The organism is Streptomyces sp. NPDC029138 (assembly GCF_055564375.1).
In genome coordinates this window covers 17863-38332 of sequence record NZ_JBVHWM010000045.1, presented here as the reverse complement: position 1 = coordinate 38332, position 20470 = coordinate 17863, and the positions used below count along the sequence as shown (strand labels likewise).

Below are 20470 nucleotides of genomic sequence, written 5' to 3'. Positions count from 1 at the left end.
TGTCGAGACGGCTCCAGAGTCGGTTGAGCGCCACCCACACGGCTCGTGTGGGGTTTACCCGACAAGTCCTTCGTCGGCGGTGCCGTGCAGGTCAGGAGGACACATCGGCGGGCTGGTCCACTTCCCGCAGGTAGAGGCGGGCCAGCTGGACCCGGGACCGGACGCCGAGCTTCTCGAAGGCATGACGTAGGTGGGTGTTCACTGTGTGTGGTGAAAGGAACAGCCGTTCCGCCGCCTGCCGGTTGGTCGCCCCACGAGCGATCAGCCGTACGACGCCCAGTTCCGAGGGAGTCAGTCCGCGCCACCCGGCGTCCGGTGCGCCGCCGGCCGCGGTGGGCTTGATGCCCAGCTTGCGCAACCGGCTGCGCGTGCGCCGGCTGTCACGCTCCGCGCCGCATGCCTCGTACCCCTCCAGTGCCCGCCCGAAGCAGGCCCGTGCCTCGGAGGGATCGGCCGATGTCATCAGCGCGCCGACGTCCTCCCACGCCTGCGACCTGAGCAGCGGTCGCGTGTTCCCGTAGCGCTCGGCCGCCTCCATGAGCCTGTTCTGGTCACCGTCCAGGAGTCCTCGTGCATGCCTGGCCGTCGCCTCGAAGAGCGGGAAGCGCGCGTTGCGTTGCGCCCGTTGCTCGGTGAACTCCACGATGGACGCGGCGACTTCACGCAGTCCGGAGTCCAGCGCGACACGGACGAGCGTGACCGCGTCCCCGGGATCGATACCGGCCGCGTGAACGTACCCGCGCATCAAGTGCGCCTTTGCGCTCAATAGTTGACGTTCCGTCAGTTCCCTCTCTCGATAGGCCGCGGTGATCACGATGATCCATGCACCGACCCGGCGCTGCTGCGGCTCGGTGCTCGACAGGAACTCTTCGGCTCGTGCCGCGCAGGCCTCGACCCCCGCGTCGTCGTCGAGGTGGAAGGCCACCCGCGCCCTGGTGCACAGCGCCGCGGGCTCCCCGGTGAAGGACAGTCCGGTGGCCGCGGTGGCGTCCTCGGCGGCCGCCAGTTCCTGTGCCGCGGCCGCCAACTGCCCGGTGTCCAGCAGTAGGCGGGCCCGAGTGGTCCGCCACAGGGGTGTGAGCGCCCGTCGGCCTCGCTGTTCGGCTTCTTCGGCCGCCGCCTCCACCAGGTCCAGCGCGCCCCGGTCGTCTCCGGTCGCACTCAGCAGGGAGGCGCGCCAACTGGTGGCGAGGGCCACCTCGGGAAGGTCGGCTGCGCGGCCGTGGTCGAGTTGCGCGACGCCCGCCGTGGCCGCGTCGCTGTGCTTGATCGCCTCCGCCCAATGGTGCCGGTGAACGGCGCTGATCGACTGTAGGGTCCGGTGCGTCAGTTCACTGACGGGGTGCACACCGCGCGTCCGCATGAGGGCCTCTGTCACGGCGCCGCCGGCCTCGTCGGCATCGCCGGTGAGCAGACGGTTGAGCATGGTCATCGACAGCAACTGGTCTTTGAGCGCAACCGGGACGTCACGCCGGCGATGGACGTGGCGGACGTGGGCGTCAGGTTGCGGGAGGTGGAACTGGCTGCCCATGCGGGCCAGTTCCAGGCAGGCTTGTGCGTGGGCGACGGGATCGGGCGGCGTCCGGACGACGCCGCGAGCCAGATCACGAGCCTCGGCGATCTCACCGGCCTGCCACAGCAAGGGAATGAGCTCCACCGAGAGGCGCTGACGCTCGGGGCACAGCCCCGTGGTGATCTCCATGGCATGTTGGAGATACCGGGCCGCGGTGGCCGGTGCGACGAAAGCCAGCTCCTGCGCGGCCTGCCGCAGGATGCGTCCCGCCCAGGCGTCCCCGGGCTCGGCGATGTCGATCAGCTCGGCGGCCAGCGACACGATGGGCACGCCCGCCCTCGCCCGGACCTCGACCGAGCGCCTGCGGACGGAGAGGCGTATGGGCCGGGGCAGCGTTGCCGCGACCGCCTCGCGCAGTGGCGCGTGGGGAAAGGACAAGCGGTCGTCTCCCGCCCTCAGCAGCTGAGCGGACAGGGCCTCACGCATGGGCGCGAGCAGTGCGGGTTCCGGTCGGTCCAGCACCTGGGACAGATGCTGGACGGTGAACGTGTCGCCCAACGCCGAGGCGATCAGCACCAGCTCCCGCCCGTCCTCGGAGAGCTGGTCGAGACGGCGGGTGACCAGCCAGTTGACCACCTCCCGCACGTCGTCCGTCCCGGCCGGCGGGTACTGCGCGACGGGGGAGACCTCCTGGAGGTGCGCGCACAACTGCCTCACCGTTCCCGGGAGTCCGTCGAGGTAGGACAGGAAGGGCGCCGCTACGGCGGCCTGCGGGCCCAGAAGGTCCTGTGTCATCTGCCGGACCGCGTCGGGGGCGAGCGGGGGCAGCTCGAGCTGGGTCGCTTGTCTCGTGAACAGGTCCCGGCGCAGTGCCCGCACGGCCGGTGCGTCCGGGTGCGTCCGTGAGGCGAGCACCCACAGCAGCGGAAGGCCGGCGAGCTGCACCGTGAGCGTGCGCACGGCCAGCAGGGTCAGGTCGTCGCAGTCGTGCACGTCGTCGACGAGCAGGACGACCGGCCGCTCGCGGGTGAGTTCACGCAGACGGCCGGCGACCTTCCGCAGCAGCCAGTAGGAGGTGTCCTCCTGCTCCGCGCCGGCGCTCGGTCCGTGGGCGAAGTCGTCGGGCTCGACGGTGAGGGCGTCCAGCAGTGGAGCCAGGGGAGTCACCTGCCCGCGAGCCATCGCGGCTCCCGTGAGCACCCGTGCCCCGGCCAGAGCCGCTTCGTTCCCGGCACAGGCCAGGATGCGGGACTTTCCCGCTCCGGCCGGTCCCTCGATCCACAGGACTCCGCCGCCGTTGCGGTGCACATGCCGGCGTACCCACTGGGTGAGCCGCTCCTGTTCCGCTCTGCGCCCGCGTACGGGGAACGAGGCCGCCTCGGCGACGGCGCCGGACATCGTCCACAGGGTCTCAATCGCCTGGCTCAAGGCAACCTCCAGGGGTCCGTGTTCACTGCGACCGACGGGGGCGCGAAGCCGCAAGGCGTCAGTGCCGGGGGAGCCGGCAACCGATGGCAGGACGGGTACACGTACCCCCGTAGCCCGCCGATCGGGTACAAGGCCGCGGTTCCCCTACCGGGGTGTGGCCTTCCCCGCGTCATCAGACATAGTGGGCAGTCCCCAGTCCGTCTGGCTGTCGAGAGCGCCTGAGAAGTGGTCCGGGCGCTCCCCAGGGCAGATGTCGGGACAACCCCACATGACGGCTCCGCAGCGGGCTCGCCGTCGCCCGCGCCGGGTGCCGCGGGCAGCGTACGGCGCGGGCGTCGTCGCAGGTCCGCCCACCCGGCTGTGGGGTCCACCCCAGGCCGAGCGCCGGGATGTCCCGTGGGCGGTGTCGAGGTCGCACTACAGCCGGGGCGGCGGACCGGTCGCGAAACTGACTATCGACAACGGATGGTGGCCGGCGGGACCGGCGACACGATGAGGACCCTGCCGGATGCGCTGCTCGCGGACGGCCTGGAGAAACGGGAAGTGAACAGATGGCACAGCTGCAAACCGCGCGGTTCGAGGACCAGACTGTTCCTCACCGGGCGATGGTGAGCGCGGTCCGCGGTTTCCGGGTACGCCGCCGCGCCGCCAGGCTGGCTGGAGCCCTGATCTCCGTGAGCGTCGGCACCACCCTGATGGTGACCCCGGGACTGACCCGGACCACCATGGGGATCGTCTTCGGGGTGCAGTTCGCTGCACAGGGCGTGCTCCAGCTGTTCGCCGCACAGGAGGCGAGGGTGCCGCGCCCCGTGCGTTGGCTCCTGAGCGCCGGCGGGCTCCTCGTCCTGTTCCTGGCGGTCTCCTTCTTCCGCGGCCACGCCGACTCCGTGTTCCTGCTGGGCCTGTGGACGGGTTTCGGTCTGCTCCTTCGTGGCTTCACCATGGCGGTGTCGATGATGCCGTCCTCGGTCAGTCACGTGGTCGCCTACGACGACCTGCTGAATGCGCTGATCGTCTCGGTGGGCCTTTTCATGACCGCCTTTCCCTTCTCATCCCTCGACCAACTCGCCTACCTTGCCGGTTTTGCCCTGGTTCTTACCGGTCTGGTGGAGGCGATCGGCGCCTCTCGCCGCCGCAGCGGGGTGCTGCGCCCACTGCACTGAATAAGCGGTTCGCTGTAACACATGATTTTTCGTGTGGGCGATTCACTTTGTCGTACAAGGCGATTCCCGGCGCGGTGCGGCGGGCGAGTCAGTCGGTCTTCAGGAGGTTTCAAATGACGAAGTGCCACCTCAGGGTTCAGATCACTCACTGGATCGCCCGGCGCCTTCCCGTGCCGATTATGTGTGAGTTCTCGTTCGACTCCGGTGATCCCCTCGCCGTCACCCTGATCTTCGACTCCGAGGGGGAGTATCCGGTGCGGTGGGTGTTCGCCCGCGACTTGCTGACAGAAGGTCTCACCGCCAGATCCGGTCACGGAGACGTGGAGATGTGGCCGGTCCACTGCGAGGGTCGGCGCTTCCTGTGGATACAGGTGGGGAACGCTTGTACCGGCCATACTGCGCTCTTCGAGGTGCCGGCTCAGCCGGTCGCCCAGTGGCTCGCCGGCTGCTACGACCTGGTCCCGCGCGGCCGGGAGATGGCGGACGTGGACTGGGACGAGCTGGCGCAACTGATCCAGTGACGTGGTCCGGGATTCACCTATCGACAAGCGATGTCAGTTCATTACTGCGGGCGTCGTGGCCAGTCAGTGAGTTGACTTAGGGGAACAGGCGCTCGGTTCACTTTCGTGCGGTGGTAACACAGTCCGCGGCACGACCGGTCAGCCCAGCCAATGAGACGAGGCGTAGTATCTGTGGGAGCGCCTGAGACACGCCCCCTCAGTAACCGCATGACACACATCGACATAGAGCCTTCGTCCCAGAGCCGAACCAAGGAGGGTCCGCGGCATGCCTGACGCCGAGCTGACCACCACTGAGCTGCTGACGCATTACAGTTCCCAGCTCACAAGAGACCTCGAAGAGAATGTGCAGGAACAGGACAGGGTCCGAAGTGAGATCGAAACACTTCAGGCTCGTCTGCTGACCCTGCAACGCGACCACACTGTGCTCGCGACCATGCAGCAGGCCCTGGAAAGTGGCATCCCCCTGCAACAGGTCCGCATGGCGTCCCCCTCTCAGGGCTATGACCTGCCCCCCGTCTCCGCGCCGGGCGCCACGAGGAGGAAGCAGCAGACACCGACTCTGGTGGCCCTGATCCGGAGGTACCTCGCGGAGCAGTCGGAGCCGTGTTCCGCGGCGGAGGTCGCGGCCGCGCTGAGCGAGGCGCACCCGGACCGCGTCATCAAGACGACCGTGGTGCGCACCACGCTGGAGGGGCTCGTCGCCCGGAGCAGCGCGCAGCGGCTCAAGCAGGGGCACTCGGTGTTCTACATGAGTCTCGAGAAGAACCCCGGGGAGGACCCGGCGGGAATCGACACCGGTGAGGGCGCCCCCGCCGGCCGTTCTTCGGCCGACGGCTGAGGCCGCCCGCGCCACGGGCCGTGGGGACCATGCCCCCTCCCAGGGGTGAGCGTGGTCCCCGCTCCGTCGGCGCGCATGAGCAGCGTGTTTGTCATGCTCCTGCCATTTTCTAAGGCCTCCACATCCAGTGTCAGTCATCTGACAGATGCTCCACGGCTGCCGCGTAAAAGAGGATAAAGCCAGTGAAACCCCGTGTGGCGACCGTGAGTTCGGGCCGTGCGGGGAAGGAAGGAGGAAGAAGATGCGAACCCGACTGCTGCCTTTGCTGAGTGACTGGGAGTGGCAGGAACGAGCGGCCTGCCGTGGGATGAGCAGTGCCGTCTTCTTCTCCCCCGCGGGGGAGAGGGGTCGCGACCGGCGGAAGCGCGAGGAGCGGGCCCGTCGGATATGCGGCCGGTGCGAAGTCGTCGAGTCCTGCGCCGCCATGGCCCTCGACTACAAGGAGCGGTACGGAGTGTGGGGAGGGATGTCGGCCGGCGAGCGTCAGGGCATCCTGGGTGCGGGCCATGGGGATGCCGAACGCGGCACCAGCTGAACCCGCCCCTCGCGTGAGCAATCTGTAAGCGCTACCCGGACCTTCCTCGCAGGAAACCCACATCCCGCGCCTGAACGCCTCCGCGGGGCTGGTGAAGGTGTACCCACTGCGTACACCCACCCGGAATTGGTTTGAAGGCGCAACGAGATCGCCTAGGGTCGTTCGCGGAAGCAAGTCTGTCGCGCCCCGGCTCTCTGCCTCCCCTCCTGGGAGCGGTGAGGACGCCGTCGTCCCCGAGGGGCCGTGCGCCTTCGGCTTCCGCCCCCCTCTGGCGACTCGTGGTGATTCAATGCTCAACAACGGATCGAACGTCGTGCACAACACCAAGGAGCCGACGTCGGCCACGGCCGGTCACGGCTCGCTGCTCGCCGCGGTGGAAGGCCCTGTGCTGCTGCCCGACGACCTCGGCTACGGGGAGGAATGCCGCACGTTCAACCTCTCCCGTGCGCTGACTCCAGCCGTCGTCGTCGGTGCCGCCCGGACCGACGACGTGGCAGCTGCCGTACGTCACGCGGGCCGTCTCGGCATGCCGGTCGCGGTGCGCAACCAGGGCCACCAGATGGTGCTGCCCACGGCCGAGGACGCCCTGCTGATCACCACCAACCGCCTCCAGGAGATATCCGTCGACCCCGGGCGGCGCACCGTCCGGGTGGGCGCAGGAGTCACCTGGGCCCAAGTGCTCGCCGAGACGGACAAGGTCCGGCTGGCACCGGTCGTCGGTTCCGCGCCGCACGTCGGCGTCGTCGGCTACACCCTGGGCGGCGGACTGAGCCCCTTGCTCGGCCGCAGACTGGGCTATGCCGCCGACCATGTGCGCTGGATGGAGGTCGTGACCGCCGACGGAGCCGTCCGCGAGGTGACCCCCGAGAGCGCCCCGGACCTGTTCTGGGCACTGCTGGGCGGCAAGGGCAACTTCGGCGTCGTCACCCGTATGGAGTTCGACGTCTTCCCGTTCCCCCGTTTCTACGGCGGCGGCCTGTGGTTCCGTGGCGAGGAGATGCTCCCGGTGCTGGAGGCATGGCGGGCGCTGGTCCCGGAACTCGGCGAGGACACCACGACCTCCTTCTCCGTCCAGCGGCTGCCGGACGCCGCCGCGCTGCCGCAGCCACTGCGCGGAGCCTTCGTCCTGCACGTCCGGCTGGGGCATCTGGGCGACAGCGCGGAGGGCGCCCGGATCGCCGCGCCGCTGCGGGCCGCCGCCACACCGGTCTTCGACACGCTCGCCGAGCGTCTCTTCGGCGAGATAGGCGAGATCCACCGGGACCCCGTTCGCGCCATGCCGCTCGTCGAAACGGGTTTCGCCCTGCGGGAGTTCTCCACCGGCACCCTCGACCGCCTCATGGAACTCACCGGGCCCGGCTCGGGCTGCCCGATGAAGAACGTCGAGGTGCGCGCGCTGGGCGGTGCGCTGGACCGGGAGCCGGCCCGGCCCAACTCCGTGTCCTCCCGGGGCATTCCCTACATGACGTTCGCGGTCGGCAGCGGCTCTCCCGCACAGCTGCCGGCCATGGCGGAGTTCACCCGCGCGTACGCCCGCGGCCTCGCCCCGTGGCGGGCCCCGCACCATGTGATCAACTTCCTGTCGCCGGACGAGGCCCTGAACGAGGCCGAGGTCCGCGATGTCTACGGCGCCGAGCGCTATGCCCGGCTTGCCGCCCTCAAGCGCGTCTACGACCCGGCCAACATGTTCCGGTGCAACCACAACATCAGGCCGGCGGCGTAGCCGACCCCCGCCCCGGCCCGGAGCCGGGCGCGGCGTACTCAGATGAAACACATCGGCCTCGCAGCGCGGGGCCGCGAAAGGAATCCAGTGGCCGAGCTGTTCTACGACGCCGACGCCGATCTCTCCGTCATCCAGGGCCGCAAGGTCGCGGTCATCGGCTACGGCAGCCAGGGCCACGCCCACGCACTGTCGCTGCGTGACTCCGGTGTGGACGTGCGTGTCGGTCTGCACGAGGGCTCGAAGTCCAAGGCCAAGGCCGAGGAGGACGGCCTGCGCGTGGTGACCCCGGCGGAGGCCGCCGCCGAGGCCGACGTCATCATGATGCTCATCCCGGACCCCATCCAGGCCCAGGTGTACGAGGAGTCCATAGCGCCCCACCTCAAGGACGGCGACGCGCTGTTCTTCGCCCACGGCTTCAACATCCGCTTCGGCTTCATCAAGCCCCCGGCGGGCGTGGACGTCTGCATGGTCGCCCCCAAGGGCCCCGGTCACCTGGTGCGCCGGCAGTACGAGGAGGGGCGTGGTGTGCCGTGTCTGGCGGCCGTGGAGCAGGACGCCTCCGGCAAGGCCTTCCAGCTGGCGCTGTCGTACGCCAAGGGCATCGGTGGCGCGCGGGCCGGCGTCATCAGGACCACGTTCACCGAGGAGACCGAGACCGACCTGTTCGGTGAGCAGGCGGTCCTGTGCGGTGGCCTCACCGCGCTGGTCAAGGCGGGCTTCGAGACGCTGACCGAGGCCGGTTACCAGCCGGAGATCGCCTACTTCGAGTGCCTGCACGAGCTGAAGCTGATCGTGGACCTCATGTACGAGGGCGGCCTGGAGAAGATGCGCTGGTCCATCTCCGAGACCGCCGAGTGGGGCGACTACGTCACCGGCCCGCGCATCATCACCGACGCCACCAAGGCCGAGATGAAGAAGGTCCTCGCCGAGATCCAGGACGGCTCCTTCGCCCAGAACTGGATGGACGAGTACCACGGCGGCCTGAAGAAGTACAACGAGTACAAGCAGCAGGACTCCGAACTGCTGCTGGAGACCACCGGCAAGCAGCTGCGCAAGCTGATGAGCTGGGTGCGCGACGGCGATGTCTGACCGTACCGCTGTCACGGCCCGGGGCGCGGACTTCGCCGCTCTCCTCCTCGGCAGCCATCTGCGGCTCGTGGGCACGCCGTTGTGCCCGGGGCGGTGGCCGGACGCGGCGGAGGCGGCGGACTGGCTGTACGACGAGGCGCCCTTCGGGCTGCTCGCGCACGACACCTCGGCGGACCCCCGTTTCATCTACGCCAACCGCACCGCACAGCGCTGCTTCGGCTACACCGAGGCGGAGTTCACCGGTCTGCCGTCCCGGCTGTCCGCGGCGCCCGACGCTCAGGAGGACCGCGACGCGTTCGTCGCCGCGGTGAACCGGCAGGGCTTCGCGGACGGTTACCGGGGCCGCAGGGTCCGCAAGGACGGCAGTCTCTTCTGGATCGAGGACGTCTGCATGTGGGACCTGGTGGACGCGGACGGGCACAAGCACGGCCAGGCCGCGGTCTTCCGGTCCTGGTCCGACGTCGGCGGGCACAGCTGACCACCCCGAGGGCCGTGGATGCGACGGAGGACGAGATGACTGACGAATCCGGCACCCGGGTGCCGTCCGGAGATTCCGGCGAGGCCGACGGGCACACCGAGGCCGTCGAGGTGTTCTTCGACGACCTGGACGCCTTCGGAATGCTCTACCACGGGCGGTTCGCCGCCCTGCTGGAGCGGGCGATCACCCGGTACTTCGCCGGGCTGGGCATGTCGCTGGGCCACCCCGACCTCAATGTGGTGGTCCGGGAGCTGCTGGTGGTCTTCGAGCGGCCGGTCACCCGGATCGGGCCGGTGGACGTGACGTTCCGGCTCGCCCGACTGGGCCGTACCAGCGCGGAGTTCGCCTTCCGGATCCACTCCGGCGGGCACACGCACGCGCACGGACGACGGGTGATCGTCAAGATCGACCCGAAGACCGCGGCACCCGAGCCGTGGACGGAGAAGACGCGGGAGATCCTGGAGCGCGGGCTGCTGAGCCCGCGCTGACCCGGATCTCCGCCGACCCCGGCCCCGCCCGCACCTCCGGGCGGGGCCGGTTTGCGTCTGTCCGGGAACGCGGGTGTCGGCCGGGGGCTATGCCCGTGCGGGGACGCGGGCGTGGGCCCGGCGCGGCGCGGCCAGGCGGTGCGTGGCGTAGATGAGGAAGGACAGGCTGAGGGCCGCCAGTATCACGTAGGCGGTGTCGCTGTTGAAGCTGTCCCACGCCGTGTGCAGGCCCACCGCGACGGCGTACACCAGGACGAACACGGCGACCGCCGCCTTGCGGTGGCGCCGTGCCGCCGCCACGGACCACAGCGCGGCGGCCGTGAGCCCGGTCCACGCCATGTGGGCTGCGGGGCTCAGCAGGCCCCGGAGCACGAGCAGATCGTCCACGGCGTGCAGGTCACCACCGGAGTTGATGAGTTCGACGAAGGCGTAGCCCATGGTCTCGAACACGGCGAACCCGGCGCCGGAGGCGACCCCGATGAGCAGTCCGTCACCGGGGTGCCGGTCGCGGATGACCAGCATCAGGAGGAACGGGACGATGAGTTTCGCGGCCTCCTCGATCACGCCCACGGCGACCATCGGCAGAACGTCCATCAGCAGCAGGGTCCGGTACTCCAGGAACCCCGCCGTGGTCACGCCGATCGCACCGCCGGCCAACGCGGTGGCGCCGACGACGCCTGTGCCGACGCCGAAGTCGAGCCGCCGACCCGCCACGAAGACGACGAAGGACGCGGGGACCAGGGCCGCCCCGAAGAAGATCAGGGCGGGCACCAGGTTGGGGTTCTGGGTGGAGACCAGCGCCGAGTGGATGAGCCAGAACAGCAGCAGGCCGACCAGCAGGACGGCGAGCCAGCCCCAGCGACGGCCGAAGCTGAGCAGCCGGCTCCGCTCGGTACGAGCCGGCTCTTGTGCGAGGGACACGGACACGGATTCCTCCCGGGCGCATGACGATGACCCGAGAGTGCCCGACCATCCGGCAACAGGCATCGCACGTTCATGTCAAGATGAGCCGCTTAACCGAGCCAGGTGTAGTCACTGGAGTAAATTTCGTAGGCTTCTGTGGCTCTGAGCACGCACATCTCACACACACTTCACGCGTGCGTTACCTGGCGTGCATCCGCCTGTCACGGGCCGCCGGGCGAGCGCATTATGCCGAAGTTCAGTCGCTTCAGTCGCTTCAGTCGCTGATTTCGGAGACGACGGGCGACGCGCTGGAAACGGCGTACCGGCGGTCAGACAAGTCGGTTTCGGACAAGCCTGTTGAAGAGACCGGCGGATGCGGTGAACGGAGAGCCGCACCGCTGTCCGCACCCGCCGGTCGGGTTGCCGCTTGAGCTTTCCGGCCTGTGCATAGACGCCCCCTACGACAGTGCCTGACCCAAGTGGAACAGGCGGAGCCGCTCCGGATCCATCCGCAGCGACGCCACCAGATCCTGAGATTAGGCGCCACCGGTCAGCATGTGCAGAGACGCGATAAGTACACCCAGGGCCTTGCGTGGCGGCGCGGTCACCGATAGGCGTCCGTCAGGCCACCGGTTCCAGCAGCAGCACCGGGATCAGCCGGTCGGTCTTGGTCCGGTAGTCGTCGTAGGAGGGCCAGGCGCGGACCGCCCGGTCCCACCACTCCTGCCGTTCCGCCTCCGTCGTCCGTCGCGCCCGGTAGGGGCGGTGCTCCGTCCCGTCCCACACCTCGACCTCGGGGTGCGCGAGGAGGTTGTGGTACCACGCGGGGTTCGTCGGTGCGCCCCCCTTGGAAGCGACGGCCGCGTACCGTCCCTCGTGCTCCACCCGGATCACCGGCGTCTTGCGGTACCGGCCCGTCTTCGCGCCCCGCGTGGTCAGGATGACCATCTGGGCGCGTGTGCCGTCGTACTCCACGGCGATGCTCTCCGTGGTGCCCGACTCGGTCGCCGCCTCGACCAGGCGTGCCTGGTCGTACACCCAGACCTCGTCCGGCATGACACTGAGGTCCATGTCCGCGGTGGGCTGGTTGGCGTCGCGCTCTGTCATAGGTTCAAGGCCTCTCGAAGTGACTGGCTCTCATTGTGTCAATCTCTACCACTCCTTGACACCGGTTCGGTCATTCGGGCTGACGTACTCAACTAGACTCATGTGAGTCACCCCCCTGTACCGGCATGTGTCGACATGCCGGCCCGACGCGTCAGCGTCACTCCCTGATCCGAGAAGGTAGTGCCATGCCCCATTCACCGACCGACCGTGCCGACGTCCGCGACATGCTGGTCGTGCACGAGGCCTTCCGGCGGAACTACTCGCGTCTGCCCGAGCTGGTCAGGGCGGTCACCAGCGGTGACACGGAGCGGGCCGCGGTCGTCGCCGATCACGCGCAGCTCATCGAGGATTTCCTGCACCTGCACCACAAGGGTGAGGACGAACTGCTGTGGCCCAAACTGCTGGAGCGCGCGGGCGACCGGCTCGGTGAGACGGTGAACCTGCTGGAGAGCCAGCACGAGGAGATCGCGGCACTGCTCACCGAGTCGTCCCAGCGGCTCGCCATCTGGCGCGGCCAGCCCACCAAGGAGCACGGCGAGCAGCTCGCCCGCTCCCTGGAACGCCTGGGCGCCCTGCTCACCGAACACCTCGGCATCGAGGAGAAGGACGTCCTGCCGATCGTCCCGGAGTACGTGACGGCCAAGGAGTGGCACGAGCTGGGGGACCACGCGATCAACGCGCTGCCCAAGAACAAGCTGCCCGTCGTCTTCGGCATGCTCGCCTCGCTCGCCGACGACGAGGTGGTCAAGCTGATGCTGTCGACGGCGCCGCTGGTGCCCCGGCTGCTGATGCCCGTCCTCGGCCCGAAGGCCTACGCCCGGTACGCCCGCAAGGTCTTCGAGCCGGTCGCCTGAACGGAGCGGCCCGGAGAGTCCGGGACCGGCCCGTACTCTCCGGCCGTTCACCCGAGCCGCGTCGCGGTCGCCGTCCGGCGGTGGCGGCCGCGACGCGTTCCACGCCACGCCCGGTGGCGGGCCCCGGCCGGGCGTGCCCGTGGCCGGGACCGGGACACCCAGAGGAGAACACCGTGACCGTGGAAGCCCGCGGCCGAGCGGAACCCGACGAGGCCGCGCCGCGTCGCCCCCGTCGGCTGGACGCCGCGCGCAACTACGACGCGCTCGTCGCCGCGGCCCGCGAGGAGTTCGAGGAGAACGGCACCGACGCTCCCCTGAAGGCCGTAGCCCGGCGCGCGGGGGTGGGTATCGCCACCCTCTACCGCAACTTCCCTACGCGCACGGCCCTGTTGGAGGCGGTCTACGCCGATGACGTGGCCGACACGGTCGACGCGCTGTGCCGTACGGCGAGTACGGCACCGACGGCGGGCACCGATGCCGAGCAGGCCTGGCGGACGGTGGGGGACTGGCTGGACCGGTTCACCCGGACCGTCGCCGAGGACGCCGCGCTGCGCGGGGTGTTCAGTCCCGAGGCGCTGTGTCTGTCGCCCTGCCGGAAGGTGCTGTCCGAGGCGGTCGCCGAGCTGCTGGCGCAGGCCGGGACGGCGCTGCCCGCCCACTGCGGAGCGGAGGCCGAGGTGTTCCTCCGCGCTGTGGTGTCCCTCGCGGTGTCACCGTTCCTCACCGGCGGACAGCGCGAGCACGCCGTGTCCCTCCTCCTGGAGGGGCTGCGGCACCGCGAGGAGCCGGGCCGTGGCGCCGTGCTCCCGCTGACGAACGAACGGGACGAACGAACGGAGCGCACATGAATGACGGCGGGTCCCCCTCTCGCTTCTCCGCCGGCGTCGCGCTGACGGCGCTGCTGGTCGCGGCGGCGCGGGCCATCGAGACCCGGCACCCGGACGGCATCGTCAGTGATCCGTACGCCGAGGCCTTCGTGAAGGCCGCCGAGACACCGGTACCGCTGCCCGTCTCCATCGAGGAGGTCGCGGGAGGCGACGCCGACCCTGTGTGGGGCCGCGGCGGACAGTACTTCGCCCTGCGCACCCGGGTGTTCGACGACTTCCTGCTGGACTGTGCGCACCGGGACGGTATCCGGCAACTGGTCCTGCTCGGTGCCGGACTGGACACCAGGGCGCTGCGTCTGGACTGGCCGGCGGGCAGCGTGGTGTACGAGGTCGACCGCTCCGACCTGTTCGCCTTCAAGCAGGACGTCCTCGACGCCATGGGCGCCCGGCCGGCCGTGGAACACCACCGGGTCGTCGCCGACCTGGAGAGCAACTGGGCCCAGCGGCTGAGGGCCGCCGGGTTCGATCCACTGCGGCCCGCCGCGTGGGTCGTCGAAGGGGTCATCCCCTACCTGTCCGCCTCCGTGGAGCGAAGCCTGATCGCCACGGTGTCGGCCTTGTCGGCGCCGGGCAGCGCGATCGCCTACGAGATCCTGGAGGACCAGGAGACCGAGGAGATCCGCGACAGCTCCCTGTACGCGGACACGGAAGAGAAGATGGGCGTTCACCTCAGCGGGCTCTTCAGCGCGGACGCCCGCCCGGACTCCGCGCGAGCCCTCGCCGGGGCGGGCTGGGAGGTGTCCGGGGAGTCCGTCTACCGGTTCACCGAACGGTACGGCCGTGGTCCGCACCCCGGTGTCGACGATCCGATCTCGCACGCTCGCTGGGTGCGGGGACGCAGGGTGCACGGTCCGGACGAAGACTGATCCCGCACAGTCGTACGGCGGCCGGGCCCTTGTGGTCACACGCCTGGCCGCCGTACTCCGCTGTCACCGCGCGGAAGCGGGCGCGGGCGCCTGCGCCAGGAACAGGGTGCCGCGGAAGCTGCCGCGCAGGGTGCGGACGGCGACGACCGCCCACGCGGCCAGGAGCAGGACGTACAGGGCTCCGGCCGCCACGTCGAAGGCGTCCGAGTGCAGCCGGGCCGCCAGCGCGCAGGTGCCGGTGACACAGGTGCCCACCGGGAAGGTGAAGCTCCACCAGGTCAGGGCGAAGGGCAGGCGGTTGCGCGCGGTGCGCACGGTGAGCCGTGCGGCCAGCACCAGCCACATCATGGCGAAGCCCCAGGTGGGCAGGCCGTAGACGATCCCGAAGACGGCGGCACCGGTCGCGTACGGCCGCGGGAGGGCGAGGTGGGCCACCGCGCCGAGCGCGTTCGCCGCCGTCACCGACTGGCCCAGCGGACCGAGGACGATCCACAGCGTGGGCACCATCGCCGCCGGCCCGAGCTTGTGGCGCACCAGCCGGCCCCACAGCTGGGTGATGATGACGAGGCTCGTGAACAGGCTGATGCCGAACATGGCGTAGCAGGCCAGCAGCAGGGTCAGCCGCTCCTGGCCCGGTGCGAGGTGCGGGACCAGGGCCGCGCCGGTGGCGGCGGACACCATCGGCGGCACGACCGGCATCAGCCAGCCCCCGAAGGCGGAGTCCTCGCCGACCTCGTGCTCGGTCATGGCCAGGTAGGGGATCCACACGCAGGTGACGAGGCCGAGCAGGGTGCCGGCGGCCCACAGCACGGAGTCGACACGTACCGCCGCCTCGGCGCCGATCCAGTCCTTGCCCAGGGTGAGGGTGCCCGCGCCGACCGTCATCAGGGCCATCGCCGGGGCGCCCCAGAAGTGGGCCATGACCGGGTGGTGGGCGTGACCGCGGGCGATGTCCCGGTGCCGGGTCCAGTGCACGGCCCAGGCGCCGGTCAGCGCCACGAGTATCGCGGAGGCGAGGGCCCAGACGGCCGTGGCGAACACGCGCAGGCCGCTCACGTGGAACGGGAGGACGGCGGCGGCGTTGGCGACGATGCCCGTGCCCATGACCGAGGCGTACCAGTTGGGGCCCAGGTTGCGGAACACGTCGGCGGGGCGGTCCAGATCCCGCAGGAACCGGCGGGAGAGGCGGTGCGAGTGCGGCGCGTGGGCGAGTGGGGTGAGCGACGTAGTCATACAGGAAACATCCATGACAGCCAGGGCGGCCGGTAGTGCGTTCTCATGTATCGGGTCATAAGTCAGGCCTATGAGTGTCGTACCCACATGCATCAGTTGCTTATCGCGCGAACGTGTGATGTCCGGTCGGAAGCCCCGCGACAGTATGAGGTCTCGGACAGCAGTGAGGAGTCCTCGGATGTCTGGCTTCCCCCACCGCAGGGACGACATGGCGGGCCACCCGGACGCCTTCGAGATGCGCGAGCGCTACGCCCGCGTGCTCGGGGCGCACGACGTGGCCTTGGTGAACGGGCCGGTCTTCCTGGTCGGCCTGTTCTACGCCGCGTCCCCCTGGATTCTGCACTTCGCCGCGGCGAACGGTGATCTCGCGGTGCACGACCTGATCGTGGGGGGCGCCATCTGCCTTCTGGCCCTCGGTTTCACCGTGGCACCGGAGCGGATGACCGGGATGAGCGGCGCCCTCGTTCTGATCGGCGTCTGGATGGGCGTGTCGCCGTGGGTGGTGGACCGGCATCCGGGCCGCGCCGCGGCCGTCGACGGGGTGACCCTCGGCGTGCTCGCCCTGGCGCTGGGACTGATGTCCATGGCCATGGTCCGCCGTGCCAACCGAATTCTGTGATGCGGCGATCCGCTCCGCGACTCACGTGCCGCTTCCCGAGGAGAAGAAGCCCGATGACCGATCCCGTCCCGCCGCGTCATGACCCACGTCAGTCCTGGCGCACCGAAGGAATGCCGGGCGGATCGTCGCCGGCGCCGAACGGGTGGCGCTCCCGGGGCGGTTGCCTGGTGCAACTGGTGATCCTGCTCGTCGTCTACGCCGCGTTCGGCTTCCTTTACAACAATGTGCGCGGGGACGGTACGACCTCGGTCGACTACACAGCCTTCACCGCGCAGTTGGACGCGGGCAACGTCAAGAGCGTCTACTCGCAGGGCTCCGAGATCCAGGGGACGCTGAAGAAGCCCGGTGAGGTGCCCGGGGGTGGCAAGCGCGACACGTACACGCACTTCAAGACGTACAAGCCCGCGTTCGCCGACGACGGGCAGCTGTGGGCCGAGATCACCCGGCAGAAGGTGGCGGTCGCGGCGGAGCCGCTGGCACAGGGGCCGGGCCTCGGCGAGACCCTGCTGGTGTCGCTGCTGCCGACGGTGCTGCTGATCGCCGTATGGGTGTTCGTCGCCCGGCGGATGGGCGGGGGACTGGGCGGCGGACTCGGCGGGGCGGGCGGGGTGCTCGGCCGCAAGCCGCCGAAGCCGGTGGGTCTTGAACCGGGCGGCAGGCGCACCACCTTCGCGGACGTGGCCGGCATCGACGAGGTGGAAGGCGAACTGAACGACGTCGTCAGCTTCCTGAAGAACCCCGACGTCTACCGGCGGCTGGGCGCGAAGATGCCGCGCGGTGTGCTGCTGGCGGGCCCGCCCGGCACCGGGAAGACGCTGCTCGCGCGGGCGGTCGCGGGGGAGGCGGGGGTGCCGTTCTTCTCGGCCAGCGCCTCGGAGTTCATCGAGATGATCGTGGGTGTGGGCGCGTCCCGGGTGCGGGAGCTGTTCGCGGAGGCCCGCAAGGTGGCGCCGTCGATCGTCTTCATCGACGAGATCGACACCATCGGCCGGTCGCGGGGCGGGTCGAGCGTGGGCGGGCACGACGAGCGGGAGCAGACGCTCAACCAGATCCTGACCGAGATGGACGGCTTCTCCGGCTCGGAGGGTGTCATCGTGATCGCGGCCACCAACCGGGTGGACGTCCTGGACGCGGCGCTGACCCGGCCGGGCCGGTTCGACCGGGTGGTCCAGGTGTCGCCGCCGGACCGGGGCGGCCGGGAGGCGATCCTGCGCATCCACACCCGCGCGATCCCGCTCGCCGCCGACGTGGACCTCGCGCAGGTGGCCCGTACGACCCCGGGCATGACGGGCGCGGAGCTGGCGAACCTCGCCAACGAGGCGGCGCTGCTCGCGGTGAAGTACGGCCAGGACCGGGTGACGCGGAAGAACCTCTCCGAGGCGCTGGAGAAGGTGCAGCTCGGTGCCGAACGGCCGCTGGTGATGCCACAGGCGGAGCGACGGCGGACGGCGTACCACGAGAGCGGGCACGCGCTGCTGGGCATGCTCCAGCCGGGCGCCGACCCGGTCCGCAAGATCACGATCGTGCCGCGAGGGCGGGCGCTCGGGGTGACGTTGTCGACGCCGGACGCGGACAAGTACGCGTACACCGAGGAGTACCTGCGCGGCCGGATCATCGGCGCGCTGGGCGGGATGGCGGCCGAGCAGGTGGTGTTCGGGGTCGTCACGACCGGTGCGGAGAACGACCTGGAGCAGGTCACCGGTATCGCGCGCGGGATGGTGTCGCGCTGGGGCATGAGCGAGAAGGTCGGCCGGCTGTCGGCCCTGCCGGGCGACAGCCGGCAGCCGTACGGCCTGTCGGCGGCGCCGCGGACCCTGGACGTGATCGACGCCGAGATGCGGCGGATCGTCGAGCAGTGCTACGAGGAGGCCTGCCGCAGCCTCCGCGACCACCGCGACCGCCTGGACGCCCTGGCCGGGGCCCTCCTGGAACACGAGACGCTGGAGGAGCCGGACGCGTACCGCATCGCGGGTCTTCCGCCCAGGAGCGTGGGGGACGACCGATGAGCGCGGGGGCCGCCGCCGGATGCCGGTTTCTCACGGGGCGTTGGTGGGCGCCGGGTCTCACGGGGGGTTGGTGGGCGCCGGGGCTTTCCGGGGGCCGGTGGGCGCCGCGCGACGGCGCTGTCCGTGGCCGGGGTGTTCGTCCCGGGGGTGTCCCGGCGTCCGGCCGGTGGCTCGCGCTGGGGGAGTGGCCCGAGCCGGTGGCCGCGGCCGGCGGAGTGGTCCGGGTCGGCTCCGGAGGGCGAGCGCTGACCGCGTCGGCAGCTGAGTGCGGGTTTCCCCGAGCTGGTCACCGGGCGGCGGCCGGGGCCGGCGCCCGGCCGGAGCCTCGGACGTGCGGCGAAGTGGGGGCGGGCCCGCGCCGGGGACGGGGAGCGGCGCGGACCGGAGCGACGGACGGGCTAGGCGGTGCCGCCAGGTGTCGTGGAGGCGAGACGGTTCAGCCACTCCGTGAGCAGCAGGTGCTCGCCCGGGGTGAAGGAGCGCTCTTCCTCGGCCTCGTCCAGCAGGGCCTTGAGGGCCACCGCATGGCGGGCGCGGGCGGCGCGCGGGTCCTCGACGGGGGCCGCCCGCTCCGCGTCCGTGACCAGGGCCGCCAGTACGGCGTCCCGCGTGCTCTCCGACAGCCCCTCGTGCTCGGCGAGCCGCCCGGCCGCCGCGGCGCCGATCAGGGTGACCGTGACGCCGATGCTGGTGGCCTGGATCATCGCCGCCGCGGCCTCGACGCCCATGCGCAGTCGGCCGGTCTCGGCGACCCGGGTGACCAGCTGGACGAGCATGCCGTACGCCTCGTCCATCGCCGCCGCGCCCTCACCGGGGCGGGGGTCGGTGTAGAGGAGCCGGTACAGAGCCGGGTTGGCGAGTCCGAAGGCCACGTGCAGGTCCCAGCCGCGCCGCAGCTGCTCCACGGGGTCGCCGGAGGCGAGGTTGGCCTTCTTGCCGGCGAGGTAGGCGGCGAGGCCCCGCCGCGCGACCTCGTCGAGCAGGCCCTGCATGTCGCCGAACTGCCGGTAGATCGTCTGGGCCTGTACTCCTGCGGCCGCGCTGACGGAACGGGTGGAGACCGCCTCCCGTCCGCCCTCGGCGAGCAGGTCCGATGCTGCCCGCAGGATGCGCTCGCGCGGCTGCGGGGTCGTGTCGATCGCTGTCATGCAATCAATGATAACGCTTGACTGTGATCGATGGTGTGTTATCGTCGATGTATCAAACGGGTGAGCGGCGATCCGGCTGAAAACCGGCACGTCAACGCCCTCTTGAAGGAGGAAGAAATGTCCGCTGAGACCTCGCACACGGTTCTGGTCACGGGTGCCGGGACCGGCATGGGAGCCCTCTCGTCCGTCTCGCTCGCCCAGGCCGGCCACCGCGTCTTCGCCTCGATGCGCGACCCGCAGGGCCGCAACGCCGACAAGGCCCAGGCTCTGGTGGACCAGGCCAAGGGCGCCCCCGGGGAACTGTCGGTCGTGGAACTCGACGTGCTGTCCGAGGACTCTGCCGCCGCCGCCGTCGAGCAGGTCGTGCAGCAGGCCGGCGGCATCGACGTCGTCGTGCACAACGCCGCCCACCTGCTCGTCGGCGTGACCGAGGCGTTCAGCCCGGAGGAGGTGCTGCGCGCCTTCGACGTCAACGCCGTGGGCGCCCTGCGCGTCAACCGGGCCGTCCTGCCGGTGATGCGCCGCCAGGAGTCGGGCCTGCTGCTCTGGATCGGCTCCGGCACCACCCGCGCGATCCCGCCCTTCCTCGCGCCGTACACCGCCGCCAAGGCCGCCTTCGACGCCTTCGCCGAGTCGACCGCCTGGGAGGTCACCGCCTACGGCATCGAGACCACGATCCTCATGCCCGGCGTCTTCACCCACGGCACCGCCCACTTCGCCAACGCCGCCTTCCCCGCCGACACCGAGCGCACGGCCGCGTACGACAAGATCGCCCCCTTCCTCGCCTCGATGGGCGAGGACACCGAGCGGATGATGGTGAACGGTGTGAGCGCCGATCCGCAGATCGTCGCCGACGAGGTCGTCCGGGTCGTCGACCTGCCCGTGGGGCAGCGCCCGCGCCGGGCCATCGCCGACGGCTCCGACTACGGCGCCGAGATCATCAACGGCGCCGCCGAGGAACTGCGGCTGCGCCTGGCCCGCCGGATGGGCGTCACCGGCCTGCTCGGCCGCCTCTGAACCCGAGACAACCCCGCTGAACCCGAGCGACCCCCGCACCCACCGTCGTAACCC

General features: G+C 70.4%; 20 protein-coding genes. 15 read left to right on the top strand and 5 right to left on the bottom strand.

Features of this window, described 5'->3' with window-relative positions:
- Window positions 1-91: 91 nt before the first annotated feature.
- On the bottom strand, window positions 92-2941 hold the full coding sequence (locus tag ACZ4WH_RS28955; protein ID WP_468185971.1) for a LuxR C-terminal-related transcriptional regulator: 2850 nt from the start codon (window positions 2939-2941) through the stop codon (window positions 92-94).
- Between the two features lie 674 nt (window positions 2942-3615).
- Between ACZ4WH_RS28955 and ACZ4WH_RS28950 the strand changes: the two genes are divergently transcribed.
- The 8 genes from ACZ4WH_RS28950 (at window position 3616) to ACZ4WH_RS28915 (ending at window position 9776) form a co-directional block, all read left to right on the top strand.
- Window positions 3616-4104, top strand: a complete 489-nt coding sequence (locus tag ACZ4WH_RS28950; RefSeq protein WP_468185969.1) for a DUF308 domain-containing protein — start codon at window positions 3616-3618, stop codon at window positions 4102-4104.
- 179 nt (window positions 4105-4283) lie between these two features.
- Window positions 4284-4625, top strand: a complete 342-nt coding sequence (locus tag ACZ4WH_RS28945; RefSeq protein WP_468185966.1) for an SsgA family sporulation/cell division regulator — start codon at window positions 4284-4286, stop codon at window positions 4623-4625.
- Between the two features lie 265 nt (window positions 4626-4890).
- Complete coding sequence (locus tag ACZ4WH_RS28940; protein ID WP_468185963.1) at window positions 4891-5463, top strand: hypothetical protein; 573 nt, start codon at window positions 4891-4893, stop codon at window positions 5461-5463.
- A 241-nt stretch (window positions 5464-5704) separates the two neighbouring features.
- Window positions 5705-5998, top strand: coding sequence for a WhiB family transcriptional regulator (locus ACZ4WH_RS28935; protein WP_468185960.1), 294 nt, complete (start codon window positions 5705-5707; stop codon window positions 5996-5998).
- A 289-nt stretch (window positions 5999-6287) separates the two neighbouring features.
- Window positions 6288-7721 (top strand): FAD-binding oxidoreductase, encoded by a 1434-nt coding sequence (locus ACZ4WH_RS28930; protein WP_468185958.1) that lies wholly within the window; start codon window positions 6288-6290, stop codon window positions 7719-7721.
- Window positions 7722-7808: 87 nt separating this feature from the next.
- The gene (ilvC, locus tag ACZ4WH_RS28925) at window positions 7809-8810 is read left to right on the top strand and encodes a ketol-acid reductoisomerase (RefSeq protein ID WP_468185956.1); all 1002 of its coding nucleotides are present in this window, start codon (window positions 7809-7811) and stop codon (window positions 8808-8810) included.
- The gene (locus ACZ4WH_RS28920; protein WP_468185953.1) at window positions 8803-9288 is read left to right on the top strand and encodes an MEKHLA domain-containing protein; all 486 of its coding nucleotides are present in this window, start codon (window positions 8803-8805) and stop codon (window positions 9286-9288) included. The genes ilvC and ACZ4WH_RS28920 overlap by 8 nt, the downstream gene beginning before the upstream one ends.
- Window positions 9289-9323: 35 nt before the next feature.
- On the top strand, window positions 9324-9776 hold the full coding sequence (locus ACZ4WH_RS28915) for an acyl-CoA thioesterase (RefSeq protein ID WP_468185952.1): 453 nt from the start codon (window positions 9324-9326) through the stop codon (window positions 9774-9776).
- An 87-nt stretch (window positions 9777-9863) separates the two neighbouring features.
- Here the strand turns inward: ACZ4WH_RS28915 and ACZ4WH_RS28910 are convergent, their stop codons facing one another.
- Window positions 9864-10697, bottom strand: a complete 834-nt coding sequence (locus ACZ4WH_RS28910) for a PrsW family glutamic-type intramembrane protease (RefSeq protein ID WP_468185949.1) — start codon at window positions 10695-10697, stop codon at window positions 9864-9866.
- Between the two features lie 176 nt (window positions 10698-10873).
- On the opposite strand from ACZ4WH_RS28910, the gene ACZ4WH_RS28905 reads away from it, so the two are divergent.
- Entirely contained in the window at window positions 10874-11110 is a 237-nt protein-coding gene (locus ACZ4WH_RS28905; RefSeq protein ID WP_468185947.1) for a hypothetical protein, read from the top strand.
- Window positions 11111-11300: 190 nt separating this feature from the next.
- Here the strand turns inward: ACZ4WH_RS28905 and ACZ4WH_RS28900 are convergent, their stop codons facing one another.
- The gene (locus ACZ4WH_RS28900) at window positions 11301-11750 is read right to left on the bottom strand and encodes a nitroreductase family deazaflavin-dependent oxidoreductase (RefSeq protein ID WP_468186066.1); all 450 of its coding nucleotides are present in this window, start codon (window positions 11748-11750) and stop codon (window positions 11301-11303) included.
- A gap of 221 nt (window positions 11751-11971) precedes the next feature.
- Between ACZ4WH_RS28900 and ACZ4WH_RS28895 the strand changes: the two genes are divergently transcribed.
- The 3 genes from ACZ4WH_RS28895 to ACZ4WH_RS28885 all read left to right on the top strand — a co-directional run bounded on the left by ACZ4WH_RS28895 (window position 11972) and on the right by ACZ4WH_RS28885 (window position 14393).
- Window positions 11972-12640: a hemerythrin domain-containing protein gene (locus tag ACZ4WH_RS28895; protein WP_468185944.1), complete on the top strand. Its 669-nt coding sequence runs from the start codon at window positions 11972-11974 to the stop codon at window positions 12638-12640.
- Window positions 12641-12813: 173 nt separating this feature from the next.
- The gene (locus ACZ4WH_RS28890) at window positions 12814-13488 is read left to right on the top strand and encodes a TetR/AcrR family transcriptional regulator (protein ID WP_468185941.1); all 675 of its coding nucleotides are present in this window, start codon (window positions 12814-12816) and stop codon (window positions 13486-13488) included.
- Entirely contained in the window at window positions 13485-14393 is a 909-nt protein-coding gene (locus ACZ4WH_RS28885) for an SAM-dependent methyltransferase (RefSeq protein ID WP_468185939.1), read from the top strand. The genes ACZ4WH_RS28890 and ACZ4WH_RS28885 overlap by 4 nt, the downstream gene beginning before the upstream one ends.
- A gap of 63 nt (window positions 14394-14456) precedes the next feature.
- On the opposite strand, the gene ACZ4WH_RS28880 is transcribed toward ACZ4WH_RS28885, so the two are convergent.
- Window positions 14457-15626, bottom strand: coding sequence for a TDT family transporter (locus tag ACZ4WH_RS28880; RefSeq protein WP_468185936.1), 1170 nt, complete (start codon window positions 15624-15626; stop codon window positions 14457-14459).
- 178 nt (window positions 15627-15804) lie between these two features.
- On the opposite strand from ACZ4WH_RS28880, the gene ACZ4WH_RS28875 reads away from it, so the two are divergent.
- The gene (locus ACZ4WH_RS28875) at window positions 15805-16245 is read left to right on the top strand and encodes an SPW repeat protein (protein WP_468185934.1); all 441 of its coding nucleotides are present in this window, start codon (window positions 15805-15807) and stop codon (window positions 16243-16245) included.
- A 53-nt stretch (window positions 16246-16298) separates the two neighbouring features.
- Window positions 16299-18251 carry an ATP-dependent zinc metalloprotease FtsH gene (gene ftsH, locus ACZ4WH_RS28870; RefSeq protein WP_468185931.1) on the top strand — a complete coding sequence of 651 codons (1953 nt, stop codon included), beginning with the start codon at window positions 16299-16301 and terminating at the stop codon, window positions 18249-18251.
- Between the two features lie 398 nt (window positions 18252-18649).
- On the opposite strand, the gene ACZ4WH_RS28865 is transcribed toward ftsH, so the two are convergent.
- A complete protein-coding gene (locus ACZ4WH_RS28865; RefSeq protein ID WP_468185928.1) occupies window positions 18650-19399 on the bottom strand; it encodes a TetR/AcrR family transcriptional regulator in 750 nt (249 codons plus the stop codon).
- 117 nt (window positions 19400-19516) lie between these two features.
- Between ACZ4WH_RS28865 and ACZ4WH_RS28860 the strand changes: the two genes are divergently transcribed.
- Complete coding sequence (locus ACZ4WH_RS28860) at window positions 19517-20416, top strand: SDR family NAD(P)-dependent oxidoreductase (protein WP_468185926.1); 900 nt, start codon at window positions 19517-19519, stop codon at window positions 20414-20416.
- The last annotated feature ends 54 nt before the right edge of the window (window positions 20417-20470 follow it).